Raw genomic sequence first — 17,489 nt, 5'->3', positions numbered from 1 at the left:
TCCTTCGCCTGGTGCCGACGTCACGGTTTGCGGGAGATCAGATCTGCGGCCTTGGCGATGGCAGAGGACTTCCCGGTGGCGAGTTCCCGCTTGTCAGCCTGGTGGTATGCCACATAGAGACTGCGGACCCCTATCCAACGCAACGGCTCCGGTTCCCAGCGCTGCACGGTGCGGTTGACCCATGGCAGCCGGGTGCGCTCAGTCCTCTCGCCCGTGACGAGCTCGGCCAGGGTGCGCCCACCCAGCGAGGCCGCTGTCACTCCGTGACCGACGTACCCACCGCTGTACCCCAGGCCGGTGCCCGCGTCGTAGGACACCGTGGCCGACCAGTCCCGCGGCACGCCGAGCACCCCGGACCAGGCGTGCGCGATCGGCACGCCCCTGGTCGGTGGCAGCAGTCGATGCAGTGCGGTGGACAGTTGGCTGACTGTCGCTTCGTGGGTCGTGCCGTCGTTGTCGGTCTTGGAGCCGTAGCGGTAGGGAACGCCGCGTCCACCGATCGCGATCCGGTCATCGGCGGTGCGCTGGGCGTAGATATAGGCGTGCGCCTCGTCGCCGAGCACCTCGGCGCCCTGCCACCCGATCTGCTCCCAGATGAGCGGGGGGATCGGGTCCGTGGCGATCATCGAAGAATTCATCGGCAACCAGGTGCGCCGTTCCCCCGGCAGACTGGCCGTGAATCCCTCGGTGCAGCGCAGCACGTGTTCGGCGCGCACGGTGCCACGGTCGGTGTTGACGACGTGCGGTTCGATCGATGTCACGCTGGTGTCTTCGAAGATCGAGACACCCAGCTGCTCGACAGCTTTCGCGAGACCCTGAATCAATTTGGCCGGGTGGATGCGGGCACAGTGCGGTGTCCACGTCGCAGCTCGAAGACCCGCAACCGCGATCCGCTGCCCGGCGGCGGCCGCGTCCAACCACTCTGCATCGGGGACCTCCCAGCCGATATCGGCGTCGTATCCCGCTCGCAACCGCGCTCGTTGGACGTCGCTCGTGGCGACCGTCAGCTCGCCGCTCTTGACGATGTCCGCGTCGATCCCGTGCTCCGCGCACACGGCGATGACCTCATCGACCTGCCCACGCAGCTCGGCTTCGAAATCGATGACGCCCTGCCGCCCGGTGGGCCGCTTGGCCAGCACGGCCCGCGAGCCGGGCAACGCCGCAGTGAGCCACCCACCATTGCGCCCGGAGGCTCCGAAGCCCGCGAACTCCCGCTCGATGACAACGACCTCCAGAGTCGGCCGGAGTATTTTGAGGTAGTAGGCGGCCCACAGTCCGGTGTATCCGGCGCCGACGATGGCGACGTCCACCTCCCGTGGCCCGGGCAGGACCGGCCGCGGCGCCGGAGCACCACCCAGGTCGGTCCACCAGTGCGACACCGAACCGTTGATCGTCATACGCCTCATCCTCGCAGTCCCGACACGCGGTGCACGGTGCGCTCAGAAACCAGGACCGGCAAGTCGTCCACCAAGGACCCAGCTCACATGGCCCAGGTGGTGACCGAGACTCGGCGCCGGGCGCCGCGCCGGCCTGCGATGATCACCGCATGGCAGAACGCGTCGTGACGATACTGACGGACGACCTCGATGGCGGCCCCGGCGACGAAACCATCGTGTTCGGCCTGGACGGCGAGCACTACGAGATCGATGTGTCGAATGCCCACGCCAATGCGCTGCGCACCTCGCTGCAGCCCTGGTTGGCGATTGCCCGACCGGCCGGAACCGCACCGCGCGCGGCTCCTCGTCAGGTGCAAGTAGCGGCCGATCCGCGTGCGGTGCGTGCGTGGGCCACGGCCCGAGGGATCACCTTTCCATCGAAAGGGCGCATCCCCCAGGACGTGGTCGATCAGTTCCACACGGCCGGTAACTGAACCGCACCGACCTGAATGACGTGGAGGACGCCGACTCAGAACTCCTCGTCGAAACCGACCTCACCGGACACGCCCACCTGGTAGGCCGACACGCGTCGCTCGAAGAAGTTCGACAGTTCCTGTACGTCCTGCAACTCCATGAAGGCGAACGGGTTGGCCGAGCCGTAGATCGGCTCGATCCCCAGCTGGGCCAGCCGCCGGTCCGCGACGTGTTCGAGGTAGCTGCGCATGTCGGTCGGTGACATCCCGGAGACACCCTGCTCCAGCAGGTCATCGGCGAACTGCACCTCGCACTCCACTGCCTCGGACAGCATGTCCCGTACCTGTTGAACCATCGCGTCGTCGAACAGGTCCGGCTCCTCAGCGCGAACGGTCTCGACGACGTCGTACGCGAACGCCATGTGCATCGACTCGTCACGGAATACCCAGTTCGTGCCGCTGGCCAGGCCGTTCAGCAGGCCGCGCGAGCGAAGGAAGTACACGTAAGCGAACGCGCCGTAGAAGAACAACCCCTCGATGCAGGCCGCGAAGCAGATGACGTTGAGCAGAAACTCGCGCCGGTCCTGCTGGGTCTTCAACTCCCGCATCTCGTAGATCGAGTCGATCCACTTGAAGCAGAAGTCCGCCTTGCGCTTGATCGACGGGATCTTGTCCACTGCATCGAACGCCTCGGCACGCTGCGCCTCGTCGGGCACGTAGGTGTCGAGCAGCGTCAGGTAGAACTGCACATGGACGGCCTCTTCATACAGCTGCCGCGAGAGGTAGAGCCTGCCCTCGGGGGAGTTCACGTGCTGGTAGAGGTTCAGCACCAGGTTGTTCGAAACGATCGTGTCACCGGTCGCGAAGAACGCCACCAACCGGCTGACCAGGTGCTGCTCGGCCGGTGAGAGCCTGGCCAGATCCTTCAGGTCCGAGTGCAGGTCGACCTCCTCGACGGTCCAGGTGTTCTTGATCGCGTCGCGGAACCGGTCGTAGAAGTGTGGGTAACGCATCGGGCGCAGTGTGAGGTCCATGCCCGGATCGAGCAGCGCCTTTCTGGCCTGCTGCGTCGGGGTGGGTGTCGTCTGAGTGGTGGTGTCGGTACTCGTGGTCATGATCGGTTCAGCTCCTTGCAGAAGTGGGAAAAGGGTGAAAGTGGTGATCACTGGCAGGCGTCGCACGAGTCGGGGTTCTCCAACGAGCACGCGAGCGCCTCCTCGTCGGTGCTGGCCGGCACGCTCGGAGCAGCGGCGATCTTCGACTCGATCGCGACGGTCGCCTGCTGGATGCGGGTCGCCGGGCGTGAGCGCAAGTAGTAGGTCGTCTTCAACCCGGACTTCCAGGCGTGCAGATACATCGAGCTGAGCTTGCCGATGGTCGGCGACATCAGAAAGAGGTTCAGCGACTGACTCTGGTCGATGTACGGAGACCGGGCGGCAGCCATGTCGATCAGCGCCCGCTGCGGCAGCTCCCACGACGTGCGGTAGAGCTCGCGCACCTCTGCAGGCAGCGCTGTGATGCCCTGCACCGACCCGTCGGCCGCCTTGATCGCCGACCGGACCTGCGCCGTCCAGAGGTCGCGGGCCTTCAGCTCCCGCACCAGCGCGGCATTGATCTGCAGGAACTCCCCCGACAGCGTCTCGCGCTTGAAGAGATTGGACACCTGCGGCTCGATGCACTCGTAACACCCGGCGATCGAGGCGATCGTCGCCGTCGGAGCGATGGCGATCAGCAGCGAGTTACGTAATCCGGTCTCCCTGATCTGCGCGCGGAGCGCGTCCCACCGCTGCGTCTGCGTCGGGGTGACGCCCCACAGGTCGGGCTGCAGATCGCCATCCGCGGCCCGTGTCGAGGCGAACGCCGGGTGCGCGCCGTGTTCCTGCGCCAGCTGCGCCGAGGTCTCGAGCGCAGTCAGGTAGATCTCTTCCGCGATGAGGGTCGACAGCTCCATCGCCATCGGTGAGTCGAACGGCAGTTTCAGCGCGAAGAACACGTCCTGCAGGCCCATCACGCCGAGGCCGATCGGGCGCCACTTCGGGTTGGAATTCGCGGCCTGTGCTGACGGGTAGTAGTTGATGTCGATGACCCGGTCCAGGAACGGCACAGCAGTCCGCACGGTGCGCCGCAGCTTGGCCCAGTCGATGCCGTCGCCGAGCAGGTGCTGGGCGAGGTTGATCGACCCGAGGTTGCATACCGCGGTCTCGTCATCGGAGGAGACCTCGATGATCTCGGTGCACAGGTTGGACAGATGCACGACGTTCTTCGGGTCGGCGGTCTGGTTGGCCTTCGCGTTGGACGCGTCCTTGAAGGTGATCCAACCCTGACCGGTCTGCGCGAGGGAGCGCATCATCTTCGAGTAGAGGTCGCGTGCCTTGATCTGGCGCACGAACCGGCCATCGGTCTCAGCCTGCCGGTAGGCCGTATCGAAGGCGTCGCCCCAGAGGTCGGGTAGCTCCGGCACCTCGTGTGGGTCGATCAGCGACCACATCGCGTCGGCCTCGACGCGGCGCATGAACTCGTCGGGGATCCAGTTCGCAAGGTTGAGGTTATGGGTACGCCGGGCGTCCTCACCGGTGTTCTCGCGTAGCTCCAGGAACTCCTCGACATCCGGGTGCCACGGCTCCAGGTAGACGCAGGCGGCGCCCTTGCGCCGCCCACCCTGGTTGACGGCGGCGACCGAGCTGTCCAGCACCCGCAGCCAGGGAACGATGCCGTTGGATTGGCCGTTGGTGCCACGAATCAGCGCGCCACGACTACGGACTCGCGAGAAGGCAATGCCGATGCCGCCGGCGAATTTCGACAGTTGTGCGACCTGGGCGTAACGCTCGTAGATCGATCCGAGCTCATCGCGCGGGGAGTCGACCAGATAACACGAGGACATCTGAGTGTGTCGGGTGCCGGAGTTGAAGAGCGTGGGTGAGCTGGGCAGATAGGTCAGCGAGCTCATCAGCCGGTAGAACTCGATGGCCTCGGCCGGTGTCCGCGACAATCCACACGCGACGCGCAGCAGGAAGTACTGCGGGGTCTCGATGACGAAGCGGCGCGAGGGATGCCGCAGCAGATACCGGTCGGCTACGGTCCGTAGCCCGAAATACTCAAAGCGTCGGTCCGCGCTCTCGTCGATCGCGAAGTCCAGTTTGCGGGCATTGCGCGCCACGAAGTCGGCGGTTTCCGCACCGATCAGACCCTCGGCATGACCGAGCGCGACCGACTGGCTGAAGGAGGCGATGCCCTGGCCCCGGACCTCCTTGTCGACATACGCAGCGAGCAGTCGCCCGGCGAGGCGGGAGTACTGCGGCTCTTCGCTGATCATCTCGGCGGCAGTCTGGATCGAGAGCCGGTCCAGCTCGGCGGTAGTGGCGCCGTCGTACAACCCGCTGATCGTCTTGGTGGCGACCCGCAGCGGATCGACGTCCTCCAGATCCTCGCTCCACCGCTCGACGGCGCGGACGATCTTGTTCACGTCAACCGACTCGGTATCGCCGTTGCGCTTCTTGACAGCCATGGTGTGCCGTCTGGGGGGCTGGATCACCCCATCCGTTGCTGCCCGGTCGACGTCCTGCTCGACTACCTCGTTGATCGACATCCGTTCACTCCCTCGCGAACCTGCTCGGCAACGCGGGTGGCACGGGGTCGCAGGGATCGCCGCTGACACGGCAGGCCCAACGCCCGCCGGACCCTCCCACGAGGCCATGCGGAGACCTCGGCACCGATCGGGGCCGCGGGCTGCTGGCAGGTCTTCGGACTCGTGGGCGGTGCGTCCTTCGCGCCGGACGCTTTTCTACTGGCCATCGCTTCCCGAGCGTGTGCAGACGCTGATCGCGCGCCTCACTCAGTGCTGTCATCCTGGCCCGAGGGCTTGGATGGACGGCGGTCGTTCCCACTTACCGCTGCGGGGCAGTCCCGGATTCTCGCCGGGTTCCCTGTTGCCTCGGTGTACTCCGGAAGTTCCCGAAGTGCATCGAACCAGCTGCGCTCACCACTATATATAGAAATGACTCTGCTGCACACCACTACATCTGCGGATACTCTCGCGCGGCGTCGGTGCCGGATGCGTCGTCAACAGCACCGCAATCAGCGAGTTGCGGAGGATGGGCCTAACCTGAGCCGGTGCCACTCTCGCTGACTCTGGACGAGGCCCTGCTGCACCTGGGCACGCGCCTGCAGAGCGGACGGGTGATGCTCGGTATCGCCGGGCCGCCCGGTGTCGGCAAATCCACCGTGACGGCCGCCGTGCTGCAGTGGGCCGCGAGCACCGGGTGGCAGGCGGTCTGTATTCCGATGGACGGCTTTCATCTTGCTCAGAGCGTGTTGGACGAGCGCGGCCACGCCGCAGTCAAAGGCGCCCCGCACACCTTCGACGGGCACGGGTATGCCGACCTGCTGCGCCGGGTACGTAACCAGCGCGAAAACGACGCCACGATCTGGGCGCCGCACTTCGAGCGATCCATCGAGAACGCTATCGCCGGGTCCATTGCGGTGACACCGCAGGATCGACTGGTCGTCACCGAGGGCAACTACCTACTGCTCGAGGAGGACCCGTGGCCGGTGGCTCGGTCGTTCGTGGACCAGTGTTGGTATCTGGACCTGCCGGACGAGGTACGTCGGGCGCGACTGACCGCGCGCCACGAGGGCTTCGGACGATCCCACCGAGAAGCCGCTGCGCGCGCCAACGGCTCCGATGAGGCCAATGCTCGCCGGGTCGAGGCCCGCCGCAGTTTCGCCGACGTCCTGGTCGAAACCGCCTGACATCAGGTGAGTTGCAGGTACTCGTCCCAGCCACCCTGCGGAGCACCGGGCAGCTGCTGCAGCCGCTTGGTGACCGCGGGGGTCTGCGCGTCCATCCAGTCGCACAACTGCCGAAACGACACGAGTTTGGTGTCGGGCCGCTTGGCAAGGGTGCGCATGACCTCTTCGACGGCCTCCATGTAGATGCCGCCGTTCCAGTGCTCGAAATGGTTACCGATCACCAGCGGTGACCGATTGCCGTTGAACGAGCGGTCGAAACCGGCGATCAGTGACGTGACCATCTGCTGACGCCACCCTGGTCGCTTCGCCGCGGGGCCGTTGGTCACGGTCGACTGGTTGGCCATGTAGTTGTAGTCCATCGACAACACCCCGTTGCGCAGGCCGGGCATCGGCACGGTCTGCATCGAGATGTCCCAGACCTTCGTTCCCGGCACCTTCAGCGGCCACATCGGGTAGCGCGCGTTGCTGGTGTCATAGCGCCAGCCGAGATCGGCAGCCGCCTTACGTAGGTTGTCGAAACCCTCCAGGCACGGGGTCCGACCACCGGTGAGTTCCTTGCGGTAGTCGAAAGGAAGCGATGGCAGATCGGTGAATCCGGTGTTCGTGCGCCAGTTCGCGAAGAACGAAACGGCCTGCTCGATCTCTGACTTCCAGTCCCCGACCGACCACCTACTACCCCCGGTCGGCCCGCAGAAGTGGCCGTTGAAGTGGGTACCGATCTCGTGCCCGGCGAGCCAGGCCTTCCCGGTCTGTTCGATCGTGGAATGAATGGCCGAATCGGGGAAGTAGCCGATATCCGAGGCACCGACCCGGTGCTGCGGCGGGCGGTACAACGACTTCTTGGACTCCGGCAGCAGATAGATACCCGTGGTGAACAACGTCATAGATGCACCGAGCTCGGCCGCCACCTGCTGGAAGTGCGAGTTCAACTTCGACTTGGTCTCACCCGCACCGTCCCAGGAGATCACCACGAACTGGGGCGGTTTCTGTCCGGCCTTCAGCGCGCTGAACTTGGGCTGCTTGGGCTGCGGGCCCGTGTCGGACATCGACCCGTCACCGATGGTCTTGACAGTCCGGGCCGAGGTCGTGGGCGAGGCACCTGGTGTTGACGACTTCGCACCCGCGGTCGCTCTGGCCGCATCCTTGCTGCTTCCGGTGCTGCAGCCCGCCAACAGACCGGCGGCACCAATCCCCAGACCAGCACCCAGCACACCACGCCGCGAGACGTTCGCGTCACCACTGGACATCTGACAAACCCCCTACAACCGAGAACATTCAACGCCTCACACCGTTCCGGACGTTGAACTGCCCGTTATACACGGGGTGGAGCTACTACAGCGGCTCGCCTCGCCGACAACTCCGAGGTCGCACAGCGGCCTCGGCGCGGACGGGCGGGGTCTGTCTCAATCCTGCCCGATGTCCTCGTTCCAGAGTGCCGGGTGCTCGGCAATGAAATCACCCATCATCGCGATGCACTCGGCATCATCGAGGACGACGACCTCGACCCCGTGCTCGGCCAACCAGTCATGTCCGCCGTAGAACGTCTGCGCCTCCCCGATCACGATTCGCGAGATGCCGAACTGACGCACCAGACCGCTGCAGAACCAGCACGGCGACAGCGTGGTGACCATCGTGGTGCCCCGATAGGTCGGCTGCCGGCCGGCTGCCCGGAACGCCGACGTCTCCCCGTGCATCGACGGATCATCGTCCTGCACCCGACGGTTGTGACCGCGCCCGAGCACCTCACCGTCAGGGCCGATCAACGCGGCACCGATCGGTATACCGCCCTGCGCCAGACCGTGCCGAGCCTCCTGGACCGCGAGTGCCAACAACGCACGATCCGATGGCCGCGTCACGCGCTCTCTCCGACCGAGTCGCGGGAGTCGACCGACTCGGTAGCGGCCTCGGGCTGACCGGCAAGCGGCTTGTAGAGAACGGCGTAGATGACCGCAGCCAGGATGAATCCGACCAGCGGTGTCAGGTCACCGACGATCGGGTGTGCCTTGGGCACCGGAGCGAGATACTCGGTCTGGTTCGAGAACAACCACACCGAGACGACTCCGGCAACGACCATCGCGATCGGCCCCGCCAAGTTCCGATGGTCTGTGCGCAGCACCATGTTGCTGATGTCCTGCCCGCGACGTAACGCGCGATCGACGAAGACCACACCGAGCCACGGTGCGATCCAGTACGCGATCACGAGCAAGAAGTTCTCGAACTTCGTACCCGCGTCGTTCAGCCCGTTCAGGGCCAGGATGAAACCGGCGACCCCGAACACCGAGGCGACAATCACCCGCGCCCGGTGGGGCGGCAGTTTGATACCCATCGACAAGGCGGACATGGCGCCGGAGTAGATGTTGAGGGCGTTCGCCGCAACGGCGCCCACGGCGATACACAGCAGGGTCAGCTTGCCCAACCAGGTCGGCAGCACCTCGGTGTAGATCCCGGGCAGGACATCGGGTTTGGCGACCGCGAAGGCCATCGCCGCACCGGCGCACTGCAGAATGACACAGGACACGAAGACGCCCGCCCCGGCGTACAGGCCCGTCGCCCGACGCGATGTCGTGCGCGGCAGGTAGCGGGTGAAGTCTGCTCCGTACGGGTTCCAACCGGCTGCGTAACCGAAAGCCGCAGCCGCCTCGATGATGAACGATCCGGGCACTGAACCAGTGGGGTGCAGAGCCGGCGCTGACAGGTTGGCCTTGCCGAAGATGATGATCGCACCCACGACGAATACGACTCCGAGCAGCGGCAGGGCCATCTTCTCGAAGGTATGCACGAGGTTGTGCCCGAACGCGGCGACCGTGAACTCCGCGACCACGATGATCAGCAGGCACAGCCAACTGGGAATCGCGTTGAAAAGCGCGTGCAATGCGAGCGCTCCGCTGACACTGTTGACGGCGAACCACCCCACGCCCGCGACCACGGCGTTCAAGCCGGCCGGCAGGATGTTCCCGCGGTAGCCGAATCCGGCCCGACTGAGCACCATCTGGCACAACCCGTTCGGCGGCCCCCAGCTGGAGAGCACACCGTGGCTCAGCGACCCCAGGCCCGCCCCGAGGACGACTGCGACAGCCGTCTGCCAGAACGTCAGCCCGAAGGCGACCGGTCCCAGGATGCCGACCGCGATGGTCGCGAACTCCAGGTTGGGCGAGGTCCACGTCCACAGCAGCTGCCGCGGGGTGCCGTGCCGCTCGCTGTCGGGGATGAACTCGACCCCACCGGGCTCGACGGCAACGGTTTTGGCGCCGTAGTGCTCCTGCGCGATGGGGTTTTCAGCAATACCCGATGGGGGCGGGGAGGTCAGAGAGGTCACAGTTGAAAGTGTGACCTCAATTGGCTGTCAATAGGTTTCGTTCAGGTAAATATTCGCCGGGCATACTTTCCCGGTGAGCACACTGGTCTTTCTACACGCCCATCCCGACGACGAAGCCAGCTCCACCGCAGGCACCATTGCCCGCGCGGTGGCCGTCGGACACCGGGTGGTCATCGTCTACGCCACCAACGGTGATCACGGTGAGGCGGCGGATGACCTCGCCGAGGGCGAGACCGTCGTGGACCGACGGCGCAAGGAGGCTGCCGCGTCCACTGCCGCGCTCGGTACCCACCGCATCGAATGGCTGGGGTACGCCGACTCCGGGATGACCGGGTGGGCCCAGAACGGGGAGGAGCACGCGTTCGCGCGTGCCGAGGTGGATGAAGCGGCGCGGGCCTTCGTGCGCATCCTCGACGAGGAAGAGGCCGACGTGCTGATCGGTTACGACTGGCACGGCACCTACGGGCATCCCGATCACGTCCAGGTGCATCGGGTGGCCGACCGCGCTGCGCAACTCGCGCAGCGGACCCCGCGCACCCTGCAGGTCACCCTCAACCGCGACGCGATGCGCGTCATGATGGCCACCGCCCCCGACGGTGCCCGCTTCGACGTGGACGGACCTGCCGACGACGGCAATCCGATGGGCACACCCGAAGCGGAGTTGCACTGGGACGTGGATGTATCGGACTACCTCACCCAGAAGCGCGCCGCGATGCAGGCCCACAGCAGTCAGACCAGCGATATCGGCATGATGCTGGCGATGCCGCCGCAGATGTTCACCGCCGGGTTCGGACACGAGTACTTCATCGAGCCCGGGCGCGCCACCGGTATGACCGCCGGGTGGCCCTTCGCGTAGCGCTCGCTGGACCCGTGTCCACCCGGTACGTTTGGCGACTGTCGTCGCGGGTACTACACCTGCAATCTGTCTATTTGCTGGATAGAGTTCACTCGTTCGATACGAAACTACCTGTCGCGAACGTCAGCGCAGGTCAAACATTAAGGAGCGAAGAACATGGGCTTTCTACTGTGGATCCTTGCCGTCATCCTGGTCATCGCCGGCATCGTCACGCTGCTCAAGGGCAGCATCATCCTGGGCATCGTGCTGATCGTCGTGGGCCTGGCCGTCGGCCCCGGTGGCTGGAGCGTCCTGAGTAAGAAGTAGCCGAAACTTTGATGCGATGGCCGGGCCCGACGGCAGACAACACCCCGGGCCCGGCCATCGCGCTGTCCGCAGACGGAAGGCGGCGCCGAGTCGGAGCGGCTGACCATACTCATCCGTATGACGACTGCTGAGCCGACCATTCTGGCGACCTCCGGCGGACTGCGCCCCGGTGCGCGATCCCGCTTCGAGTTCAGTGCCCTGACCGACTTCGCGGTCGAGTTGGCCGGGGTCACCGGGCGGGCGCCGCGGGTCTGCACCATCACCACAGCGCTCGGCGACGCTGCGCATGTCGTCGCCGGCCTCGGTGAGGCTGCGCGGATCGCGGGCTACGACCACAGCAACCTGGAATTCTTCGGGATGCCCAATGTCGCCGATATCGAATCCCACCTGCTCTCCCAGGACGTCGTCTGGGTGATGGGCGGATCGGTCGCGAATCTGCTGGCCGTGTGGCGGGTTCACGGTCTCGATGAAATCCTGCACCGCGTCTGGCAGTCGGGTGTCGTGCTGACCGGCGTCAGCGCGGGCTCGATCTGCTGGTTCCAGGGTGGCGCGACGGATTCCTTCGGGCCGCAACTGAAGCCGATCACCGACGGTCTGGGATTCCTGCCGTACGGCAACGGGGTGCACTACGACACCGAGCTGCGTCGCCGACCGCTGATCCACCGACTTGTGGCCGACGGCACGCTAGGGACGACACACTGCACCGATGACGGCGTCGGACTGTTGTACCGCGGCACTCAGCTCAGCGAGGCAGTCGCCGAATCAGACGGCGGTGCCTACCTCGTCCACCTTGACGGTGACCGGGTCCAGGAAGACCCGTTCGCCGTGCGCCGGCTGCCCTGAGGGCAGCACCCGCATATCGGTGAGCTGCCGCGGGTCCGGCTGGTTTCACGTGAATCCTCGTCGTGTCAGAGCGGCTCGACCTGGCGCACGACTTCGGCGAGCAACGGGTACATCCGGGGGCTTTCGTTCCCGGGAACGCTGAGAATCACCTCGTCAGTGCCGATCCGGGCCAGCTCGCCCAGCTTGTCCACCGCCTGATCCACCGACATCGACCGGGAGCTGCCCGACCCAGCCGCTGCGCTCCCGACGGTCAGCGGTAATGCCGAGATCACTGTCTTGGAGATGTCGTCGTAAGACCGGCCCAGCCGTTCGCAGTGTGCCGCGAGTACGTCGTACTTCGCCTGCACACCCTGCGGGCCGAAGTCGTAGATGTTGCACGCATCGGCATACTGCGCCACCATCCGCAACGTCTTCTTCTCACCGCTTCCGCCGATCATGATGGGCGGGTGCGGCCGGCTGATGGACTGCGGCGAATTGATCGGTCGTTCCAGCTGGTAATGCGCTCCTTCATAGGGCGATTCGTCACCGGCCCACATCTGTAGCGCGATCTGCACCGTCTCCTCCAGGCGCTCGAACCGCTCCTTCAACGGCGGGAAGGGCACCCCTAAACCGCGGTGCTCCTGCTCGTTCCAGGCAGCTCCGATGCCGAGCATCGCGCGGCCACTGGACAACACGTCCAGCGTCGTGACCGTCTTCACCAGCAGACCCGGATGGCGGTAGGTGACGCCGGTGACCGGGGTGCCCAGTCGGATCGTCGAGGTCTGGGCCGCGGCGAAGGCGAGCGCAAGATAGCCCTCCAGCATCTCCTGCTCAGGGGGACCGTTCATCTCGATCTGGAAGAAGTGGTCCATCACCCACAGGCTGTGCAGCCCGGCATCCTCGCTGTCGCGCGCAATCCGCCCGAACGTGCTGCCGATGGAGGCGGGCGCATCGACCCATGAGAAGGAGGAGATCTGCTGTCCGAGTCGCATTCGGTCATCCTGCACCCCACCCGCGAACCGGGCAGCTCAGGGCGCCCGCCAGGAGGACCCAGGTCGCCTCGATACCCTCGAGGAGTGGATTACCTGGGCGGACTGTTGACGTTCGTCCTGCCGCTGGCAGTGCTCGCTGCGATCAGCCCGATCGTCTTCCTCAACGCCTCGACGGTCGCGACCAACTACGGCGCATCCGGCGTACGACGCTTCCTCGCAGGCAATGCGATCGTGCTCATCCTTATCGGCGTCCCGAGTCTGGGGCTGCTCGGAGATGCCGCCGCCTCCTTCACCCGGCGCGAACTGGCCTCTCAGGTCGTCGACGGGATCCTCGGCCTGGTGCTGCTGGCATACGGCGGTTGGCTGTGGCGTTCGCGGACTCGCACAGCGCGAGCCACCACCTCCGAAAACGACCAGGCCAGCGAAGCCGCGCGCCGTGGTCTCATCGCGTGGGGTGCGCTGGGGATGGCCACCAACTTCACGACCCTGCCGCTCTACCTGTCCATCTGCGGGCACATCGGTGCCTCGCGGCTCAATGTGTTCTGGCAGGCCATCGTTCTCGCCGGGGCCGTCGCTGTGGTGCTCACGCCGGCCTGGATTCCGCTGCTGCTGCTGCGCATTGCGCCCACGCACACCCGGGTCAGCGAGCGGTCCCGCGCCCGCGTCGCGGCCGGCACCCGGATTGCTTCCATTGCCGCCTGCGTGATCGGCGGCGCGGTCCTGGTCGGGCACGCCGTCCTCAACTGACTCGTTACCGGCTCAGCTGGCTCAGCTGCGTCAGTTGGGCGGGACTGCTGGCAAACTGGGGCCATGCACGCACACCGCACCACTCGCTGGGAATCGTTGGTCGACCGCGGATACGGCGCCAAGTTCGCCGATCTGCATGCCAACGGTGAGGACATCTCCGGGGAAGCACGGTTGGCAGATGTGCTCGCGCCCCGCAACGCGAGCATCCTGGACGCCGGAAGCGGGATGGGCCGGGTCGGGGCCGCGCTGCAGGACCGCGGACATCACGTCGTGGGCGTTGATTTGGATGAGGCACTGCTCGCCCAGTCACGCCGTACCTTCCCGCACCTGCCGGTCGTCTCTGCCCGGTTGGACGAACTTGCCCCCGAAACGCTTGCGGCGCAGGGCCACCCCACTGAATATGACCTCGTCGTGTGTGTCGGCAATGTCATGATTCTGCTCGCCCCCGACTCCGAGGTGGAGGTGCTGCAGCGCCTGCGTGCTCTGCTCGCGCCGGCCGGCCGGCTGCTCGTCGGCTTCCACCTCGAAGCCAGACCAGAAAGCTCACGGACCTACCCGGCAGCCGACTTCACTGCCGATGCCCGCACTGCCGGACTAGAGGTGCAGGCACGCTTCGCCTCCTACGATCTGCAACCGGTCGGGGAGAGCGACGACTACGCCGTCTTCGTCCTGCGCCACCAGTAGTGCCGAGATAAGCAGGTGAGCACGCCGAGCAAGCCCGCGAGCCGGCGCACGCTGGCGATTGACGACTACCAACGTGAGCACCGGGTGCTCGGTTTCCCGATCGCCGTCATCTACAAGTTCTTCGATGACTCCGGCGCCTATCTCGCTGCGTTGATGACGTACTACGCGTTTGTCTCGCTTTTCCCGTTGCTCCTGCTGTTGAGCACGGTGCTGAGCATTCTGCTGCGCAACAACCCCGATCTGCAGAGGCACATCGTGGAGTCGGCGGCCAGCCAGTTCCCCGTGGTCGGGCAGCAGCTGAAGAATCCGAAAAGCCTCAGCGGCGGCGTCAGTGGGGTGCTCGCAGGACTCGCCTTCGCTACCTACGGTGGCCTCGGTGTCGGCCAGGCCGTGCAGTACGCGATGAACACGGCCTGGGCGGTCCCGCGCAACTCCAGACCCAACCCGATCTTCGCGCGCTTTCGCAGCCTGTTGCTGGTCGGTTGCGCGGCACTGGTCCTGCTGACCACGACTGTGGTGTCGGCGTTGGGTGGATTCCTGCCCGGCGACACGGCTCAGGTGATGGCGTGGTTCATACCCGTTGTCATTGTCGTGGTCAATGCCCTCATCTTCATCGGTATCTATCGGCACGGATCGTCCCGCAAACTGAGCCCCCTGCAGGTGCTGCCCGGCTCGATCCTTGCGGCGCTCGCCTGGGCCTTGCTGCAGACGTACGGTTTCAAGTACGTGGCGCACGTCATCCGCCGTGCCGGCGCCACCGATGCCAGCGGCACCAACCTGATCTTCGCCACGGTGCTCGGTCTGCTGGCCTTCATCTACCTCGCCAGCATCATTACTGTCTTCTGCGTCGAGGTGAACGTGGTGCTGGACAAGAAACTGTACCCACGCGCATTGCTGACCCCGTTCACCGACAACGTCGTGCTCACCAGCGGTGACCGGCGCACCTATACAGCGATCGCCCAGGCCAACCGGCACAAAGGGTTTGAGCGCATCGACGTCAGCTTCGACGAACGCCCGCCGGCGGAACGCGAGCGGGATCGGAGCAACGACAACTGAGCGCAGATCAGCTGTCGGCGGGAAGCGTCACCGCTCGTAGAGTGTGCGCAACGCCTGTCGCACGCCGCGGCCCAGCAAGAACCAACAAAACCTGACAAGGACTCCCATGGTCAACGTCGTCCGCACCTTCGAGGTGCAGGTCAATCCGTCCGTCGCCATCGCCTACCTGAAGGATTTCACTCACTCGGTCGAGTGGGACCCCGGCACCGTCGCCTGCGAGCGCATCGGTGACGCGAGCGCACCGATCGAGGTCGGCGCGAAGTGGCACAACACCTCGAAGCTGATCTTCATCAATACCGAGTTGGAGTACGAACTACAGGAGCTGCATGCCGATCGTGTGCTTTTCCGGGGCACCAACAAGACCGCAACGTCCTACGACGACATCCGCATCGAGCCGTCGGGCGCCGGCGCGAAGGTCACCTACGAGGCGACGGTTAAGTTCAACGGCGTCGCCGCCCTGACCGATCCGGTCATGAAACTGATTTTCCTGCAGCTGGCCAAAGGGACCGTCCGCGACCTGACCGCGGCGTTGGAGAAGCTCTGAGAGCTTGAAAGCCGACTCAGCGGGTCCGCGGTGCCCGCCAGGCGGTGATCTGGTCCAACAACGTGTCCGGGTCCCGCACCTGTATCAGCGCATCGGCAACCGCTGCGCGTAGAAAGCCTCCTTCCACCATGGTGGCCAGCAATGCGCGCATCGGCTTCCAGAAGTCTGCGACGTCGTAGAGCGCTACAGGTTTGGCGTGAATGCCCAACTGCAGCCATGTCCAGACCTCGAAGAACTCCTCCATCGTGCCGATACCGCCCGGCAGCGCCACGAACGCGTCCGACAATTGCGCCATCCTGGCCTTGCGGTCGTGCATCGTCTCGACGATCTCGAGCCTGGTCAGCCCGTGGTGGGCGACTTCCGCGTCTGCCAGCGAGCGCGGTATGACCCCGATTACTTCACCCCCGGCTGCCATGGCCGCATCAGCGACGACGCCCATCAGCCCGACGTGCCCCCCGCCGAAGACGATCCCGATGCCCTGCTGAGCCAGCCGGGTTGCCAATCCGGCGGCCGCCTCGGCGTACGCAGAGTCGTTGCCCGGGGAGGATCCGATGAATATTGCGACGCGCATCGGATCACCGTAAACCGTTGACCTGACAGCCCTTCGAGTGGTGTCAGGAGGGGAAGGCGAACGGGATGCCGGTGAGCTCTTCGCTGACCGCCCACAACTTCGCGGCCAGATCGGCATCCTTGGCGTAGCGGCTCTGCTTCGCCTCGCCCACCGGCCCGCGCACCTCCCACGGTCCCTTGGGGCCGGAGTAGGAGCCTGGATCGGCGTCGGTCGCCGCGAACAGCACCGGGCGCGCACCACCGGCGCCGCCGGGCAGCACCACCCGCATGGCAATCGGCAGGACCATCCGTACGACGGGGTTGCTGCCCATCCCGTCGGGGTCGGCCACCAGACCGGTCGATGCAACGCCCGGGTGCGCCGCCGTCGATGTCAGCGCCAGCCCAGCCGCGGTCGCGCGTCGTTGCAGCTCCAGCGCGAAGAGCAGGTTGGCGAGTTTGGACTGCCCGTAGGCCATGCCCGACTTGTACGTCTGCGGCGGATTTCCTTCCAGCACAGCATCGTTGCCGCGGAAGTGTGCGATGGACGACACTGTCGTCACGCGGGGTGCAGCCGCCTGGAGCAGTTGGGGCAGCAGCAGCGCCGTCAGTGCGAAGTGTCCGAGGTGGTTGGTTCCGAACTGCAGCTCGTGCCCGTCCTGGGTCTCGCGATAGCTGGGCGGCTCCATCAGCCCGGCGTTGTTGACCAGCAGATCCACCGGTCCGTCGATACGGTCAACAAATTCGCGCACCGAGTCCAGCGACGCCAGATCGAGCTTCTGCACCGAGGTGGTGCCCCCCATCCGACGGGCTGCTTCCGCGCCGGACTGCGTGTTGCGAACCGCGAGGATGACCCGGGCGCCATGCCGAGCCAACTGCGTCGCCTCGTGCAGGCCGATGCCGGAATTCGCGCCCGTCACGATCGCTGTGCGTCCGCTCAGATCGCCGATCTCTGCAGGATTCCAACTCATCGCCAGTCCACTTTCTCCTACGTCGCCGTGCCGGGTCAGATAGCGTCAGGT

18 protein-coding genes and 1 riboswitch are annotated in these 17,489 nt (G+C 65.6%); of the genes, 9 read left to right on the top strand and 9 right to left on the bottom strand.

Features of this window, described 5'->3' with window-relative positions; genetic code table 11:
- Window positions 1-20: 20 nt before the first annotated feature.
- The gene (locus tag V3G39_02780; protein ID XAS76980.1) at window positions 21-1,397 is read right to left on the bottom strand and encodes an FAD-dependent oxidoreductase; all 1,377 of its coding nucleotides are present in this window, start codon (window positions 1,395-1,397) and stop codon (window positions 21-23) included.
- Between the two features lie 149 nt (window positions 1,398-1,546).
- Here V3G39_02780 and V3G39_02775 point away from each other — a divergent pair, with 149 nt between their 5' ends.
- On the top strand, window positions 1,547-1,870 hold the full coding sequence (locus V3G39_02775) for an Lsr2 family protein (protein XAS76979.1): 324 nt from the start codon (window positions 1,547-1,549) through the stop codon (window positions 1,868-1,870).
- A 35-nt stretch (window positions 1,871-1,905) separates the two neighbouring features.
- Here V3G39_02775 and V3G39_02770 read toward each other — a convergent pair whose 3' ends face one another.
- On the bottom strand, window positions 1,906-2,964 hold the full coding sequence (locus tag V3G39_02770) for a ribonucleotide-diphosphate reductase subunit beta (GenBank protein ID XAS76978.1): 1,059 nt from the start codon (window positions 2,962-2,964) through the stop codon (window positions 1,906-1,908).
- Window positions 2,965-3,011: 47 nt separating this feature from the next.
- Complete coding sequence (locus tag V3G39_02765; protein XAS76977.1) at window positions 3,012-5,435, bottom strand: ribonucleoside-diphosphate reductase subunit alpha; 2,424 nt, start codon at window positions 5,433-5,435, stop codon at window positions 3,012-3,014.
- A 127-nt stretch (window positions 5,436-5,562) separates the two neighbouring features.
- Window positions 5,563-5,835, bottom strand: a riboswitch (cobalamin riboswitch).
- A 124-nt stretch (window positions 5,836-5,959) separates the two neighbouring features.
- Between V3G39_02765 and V3G39_02760 the strand changes: the two genes are divergently transcribed.
- Entirely contained in the window at window positions 5,960-6,598 is a 639-nt protein-coding gene (locus V3G39_02760; protein XAS76976.1) for a nucleoside/nucleotide kinase family protein, read from the top strand.
- Between the two features lie 2 nt (window positions 6,599-6,600).
- Here the strand turns inward: V3G39_02760 and V3G39_02755 are convergent, their stop codons facing one another.
- The 3 genes from V3G39_02755 to V3G39_02745 form a co-directional block, all read right to left on the bottom strand.
- Window positions 6,601-7,845, bottom strand: coding sequence for a hypothetical protein (locus tag V3G39_02755; protein ID XAS76975.1), 1,245 nt, complete (start codon window positions 7,843-7,845; stop codon window positions 6,601-6,603).
- 156 nt (window positions 7,846-8,001) lie between these two features.
- Window positions 8,002-8,454, bottom strand: a complete 453-nt coding sequence (locus V3G39_02750) for a nucleoside deaminase (GenBank protein XAS76974.1) — start codon at window positions 8,452-8,454, stop codon at window positions 8,002-8,004.
- Complete coding sequence (locus V3G39_02745; protein ID XAS76973.1) at window positions 8,451-9,914, bottom strand: cytosine permease; 1,464 nt, start codon at window positions 9,912-9,914, stop codon at window positions 8,451-8,453. Before V3G39_02745 ends, V3G39_02750 begins: the two co-directional genes overlap by 4 nt.
- Window positions 9,915-9,987: 73 nt before the next feature.
- Here V3G39_02745 and V3G39_02740 point away from each other — a divergent pair, with 73 nt between their 5' ends.
- The 3 genes from V3G39_02740 to V3G39_02730 all read left to right on the top strand — a co-directional run bounded on the left by V3G39_02740 (window position 9,988) and on the right by V3G39_02730 (window position 11,919).
- Window positions 9,988-10,770, top strand: coding sequence for a PIG-L family deacetylase (locus V3G39_02740; protein XAS76972.1), 783 nt, complete (start codon window positions 9,988-9,990; stop codon window positions 10,768-10,770).
- Between the two features lie 156 nt (window positions 10,771-10,926).
- Window positions 10,927-11,076 (top strand): GPGG-motif small membrane protein, encoded by a 150-nt coding sequence (locus V3G39_02735; protein ID XAS76971.1) that lies wholly within the window; start codon window positions 10,927-10,929, stop codon window positions 11,074-11,076.
- A 117-nt stretch (window positions 11,077-11,193) separates the two neighbouring features.
- Window positions 11,194-11,919: a peptidase E gene (locus V3G39_02730; protein ID XAS76970.1), complete on the top strand. Its 726-nt coding sequence runs from the start codon at window positions 11,194-11,196 to the stop codon at window positions 11,917-11,919.
- Window positions 11,920-11,984: 65 nt separating this feature from the next.
- Here V3G39_02730 and V3G39_02725 read toward each other — a convergent pair whose 3' ends face one another.
- Window positions 11,985-12,890 carry an LLM class F420-dependent oxidoreductase gene (locus V3G39_02725; protein ID XAS76969.1) on the bottom strand — a complete coding sequence of 302 codons (906 nt, stop codon included), beginning with the start codon at window positions 12,888-12,890 and terminating at the stop codon, window positions 11,985-11,987.
- A gap of 84 nt (window positions 12,891-12,974) precedes the next feature.
- Between V3G39_02725 and V3G39_02720 the strand changes: the two genes are divergently transcribed.
- The 4 genes from V3G39_02720 (at window position 12,975) to V3G39_02705 (ending at window position 15,921) form a co-directional block, all read left to right on the top strand.
- Window positions 12,975-13,637: a GAP family protein gene (locus tag V3G39_02720; GenBank protein XAS76968.1), complete on the top strand. Its 663-nt coding sequence runs from the start codon at window positions 12,975-12,977 to the stop codon at window positions 13,635-13,637.
- Between the two features lie 63 nt (window positions 13,638-13,700).
- Entirely contained in the window at window positions 13,701-14,321 is a 621-nt protein-coding gene (locus tag V3G39_02715) for a class I SAM-dependent methyltransferase (GenBank protein ID XAS76967.1), read from the top strand.
- A 15-nt stretch (window positions 14,322-14,336) separates the two neighbouring features.
- Entirely contained in the window at window positions 14,337-15,377 is a 1,041-nt protein-coding gene (locus tag V3G39_02710; protein XAS76966.1) for a YhjD/YihY/BrkB family envelope integrity protein, read from the top strand.
- A gap of 106 nt (window positions 15,378-15,483) precedes the next feature.
- On the top strand, window positions 15,484-15,921 hold the full coding sequence (locus V3G39_02705; GenBank protein XAS76965.1) for an SRPBCC family protein: 438 nt from the start codon (window positions 15,484-15,486) through the stop codon (window positions 15,919-15,921).
- Between the two features lie 16 nt (window positions 15,922-15,937).
- Here V3G39_02705 and V3G39_02700 read toward each other — a convergent pair whose 3' ends face one another.
- Together V3G39_02700 and V3G39_02695 are read right to left on the bottom strand one after the other, a co-directional pair.
- Window positions 15,938-16,492: a TIGR00730 family Rossman fold protein gene (locus V3G39_02700; protein ID XAS76964.1), complete on the bottom strand. Its 555-nt coding sequence runs from the start codon at window positions 16,490-16,492 to the stop codon at window positions 15,938-15,940.
- 43 nt (window positions 16,493-16,535) lie between these two features.
- Window positions 16,536-17,438, bottom strand: coding sequence for an oxidoreductase (locus V3G39_02695; protein XAS76963.1), 903 nt, complete (start codon window positions 17,436-17,438; stop codon window positions 16,536-16,538).
- Window positions 17,439-17,489 lie beyond the last annotated feature (51 nt).

The sequence above is a fragment of the Dermatophilaceae bacterium Sec6.4 genome, from assembly GCA_039636865.1.
GTDB lineage: Bacteria > Actinomycetota > Actinomycetes > Actinomycetales > Dermatophilaceae > Allobranchiibius.
The sequence above is the reverse complement of the archived record's forward strand: the minus strand, read 5'-3'. Positions and strand labels throughout refer to the sequence as shown.

Coding starts and splice junctions, on each gene's coding strand:
- V3G39_02755 (XAS76975.1), bottom strand. CDS start 7,845: ATGTCCAGTGGTGACGCGAACGTCTCGCGGCGTGGTGTGCTGGGTGCT.
- V3G39_02705 (XAS76965.1), top strand. CDS start 15,484: ATGGTCAACGTCGTCCGCACCTTCGAGGTGCAGGTCAATCCGTCCGTC.
- V3G39_02700 (XAS76964.1), bottom strand. CDS start 16,492: ATGCGCGTCGCAATATTCATCGGATCCTCCCCGGGCAACGACTCTGCG.
- V3G39_02780 (XAS76980.1), bottom strand. CDS start 1,397: ATGACGATCAACGGTTCGGTGTCGCACTGGTGGACCGACCTGGGTGGT.
- V3G39_02715 (XAS76967.1), top strand. CDS start 13,701: ATGCACGCACACCGCACCACTCGCTGGGAATCGTTGGTCGACCGCGGA.
- V3G39_02770 (XAS76978.1), bottom strand. CDS start 2,964: ATGACCACGAGTACCGACACCACCACTCAGACGACACCCACCCCGACG.
- V3G39_02735 (XAS76971.1), top strand. CDS start 10,927: ATGGGCTTTCTACTGTGGATCCTTGCCGTCATCCTGGTCATCGCCGGC.
- V3G39_02730 (XAS76970.1), top strand. CDS start 11,194: ATGACGACTGCTGAGCCGACCATTCTGGCGACCTCCGGCGGACTGCGC.
- V3G39_02775 (XAS76979.1), top strand. CDS start 1,547: ATGGCAGAACGCGTCGTGACGATACTGACGGACGACCTCGATGGCGGC.
- V3G39_02695 (XAS76963.1), bottom strand. CDS start 17,438: ATGAGTTGGAATCCTGCAGAGATCGGCGATCTGAGCGGACGCACAGCG.
- V3G39_02725 (XAS76969.1), bottom strand. CDS start 12,890: ATGCGACTCGGACAGCAGATCTCCTCCTTCTCATGGGTCGATGCGCCC.
- V3G39_02765 (XAS76977.1), bottom strand. CDS start 5,435: ATGTCGATCAACGAGGTAGTCGAGCAGGACGTCGACCGGGCAGCAACG.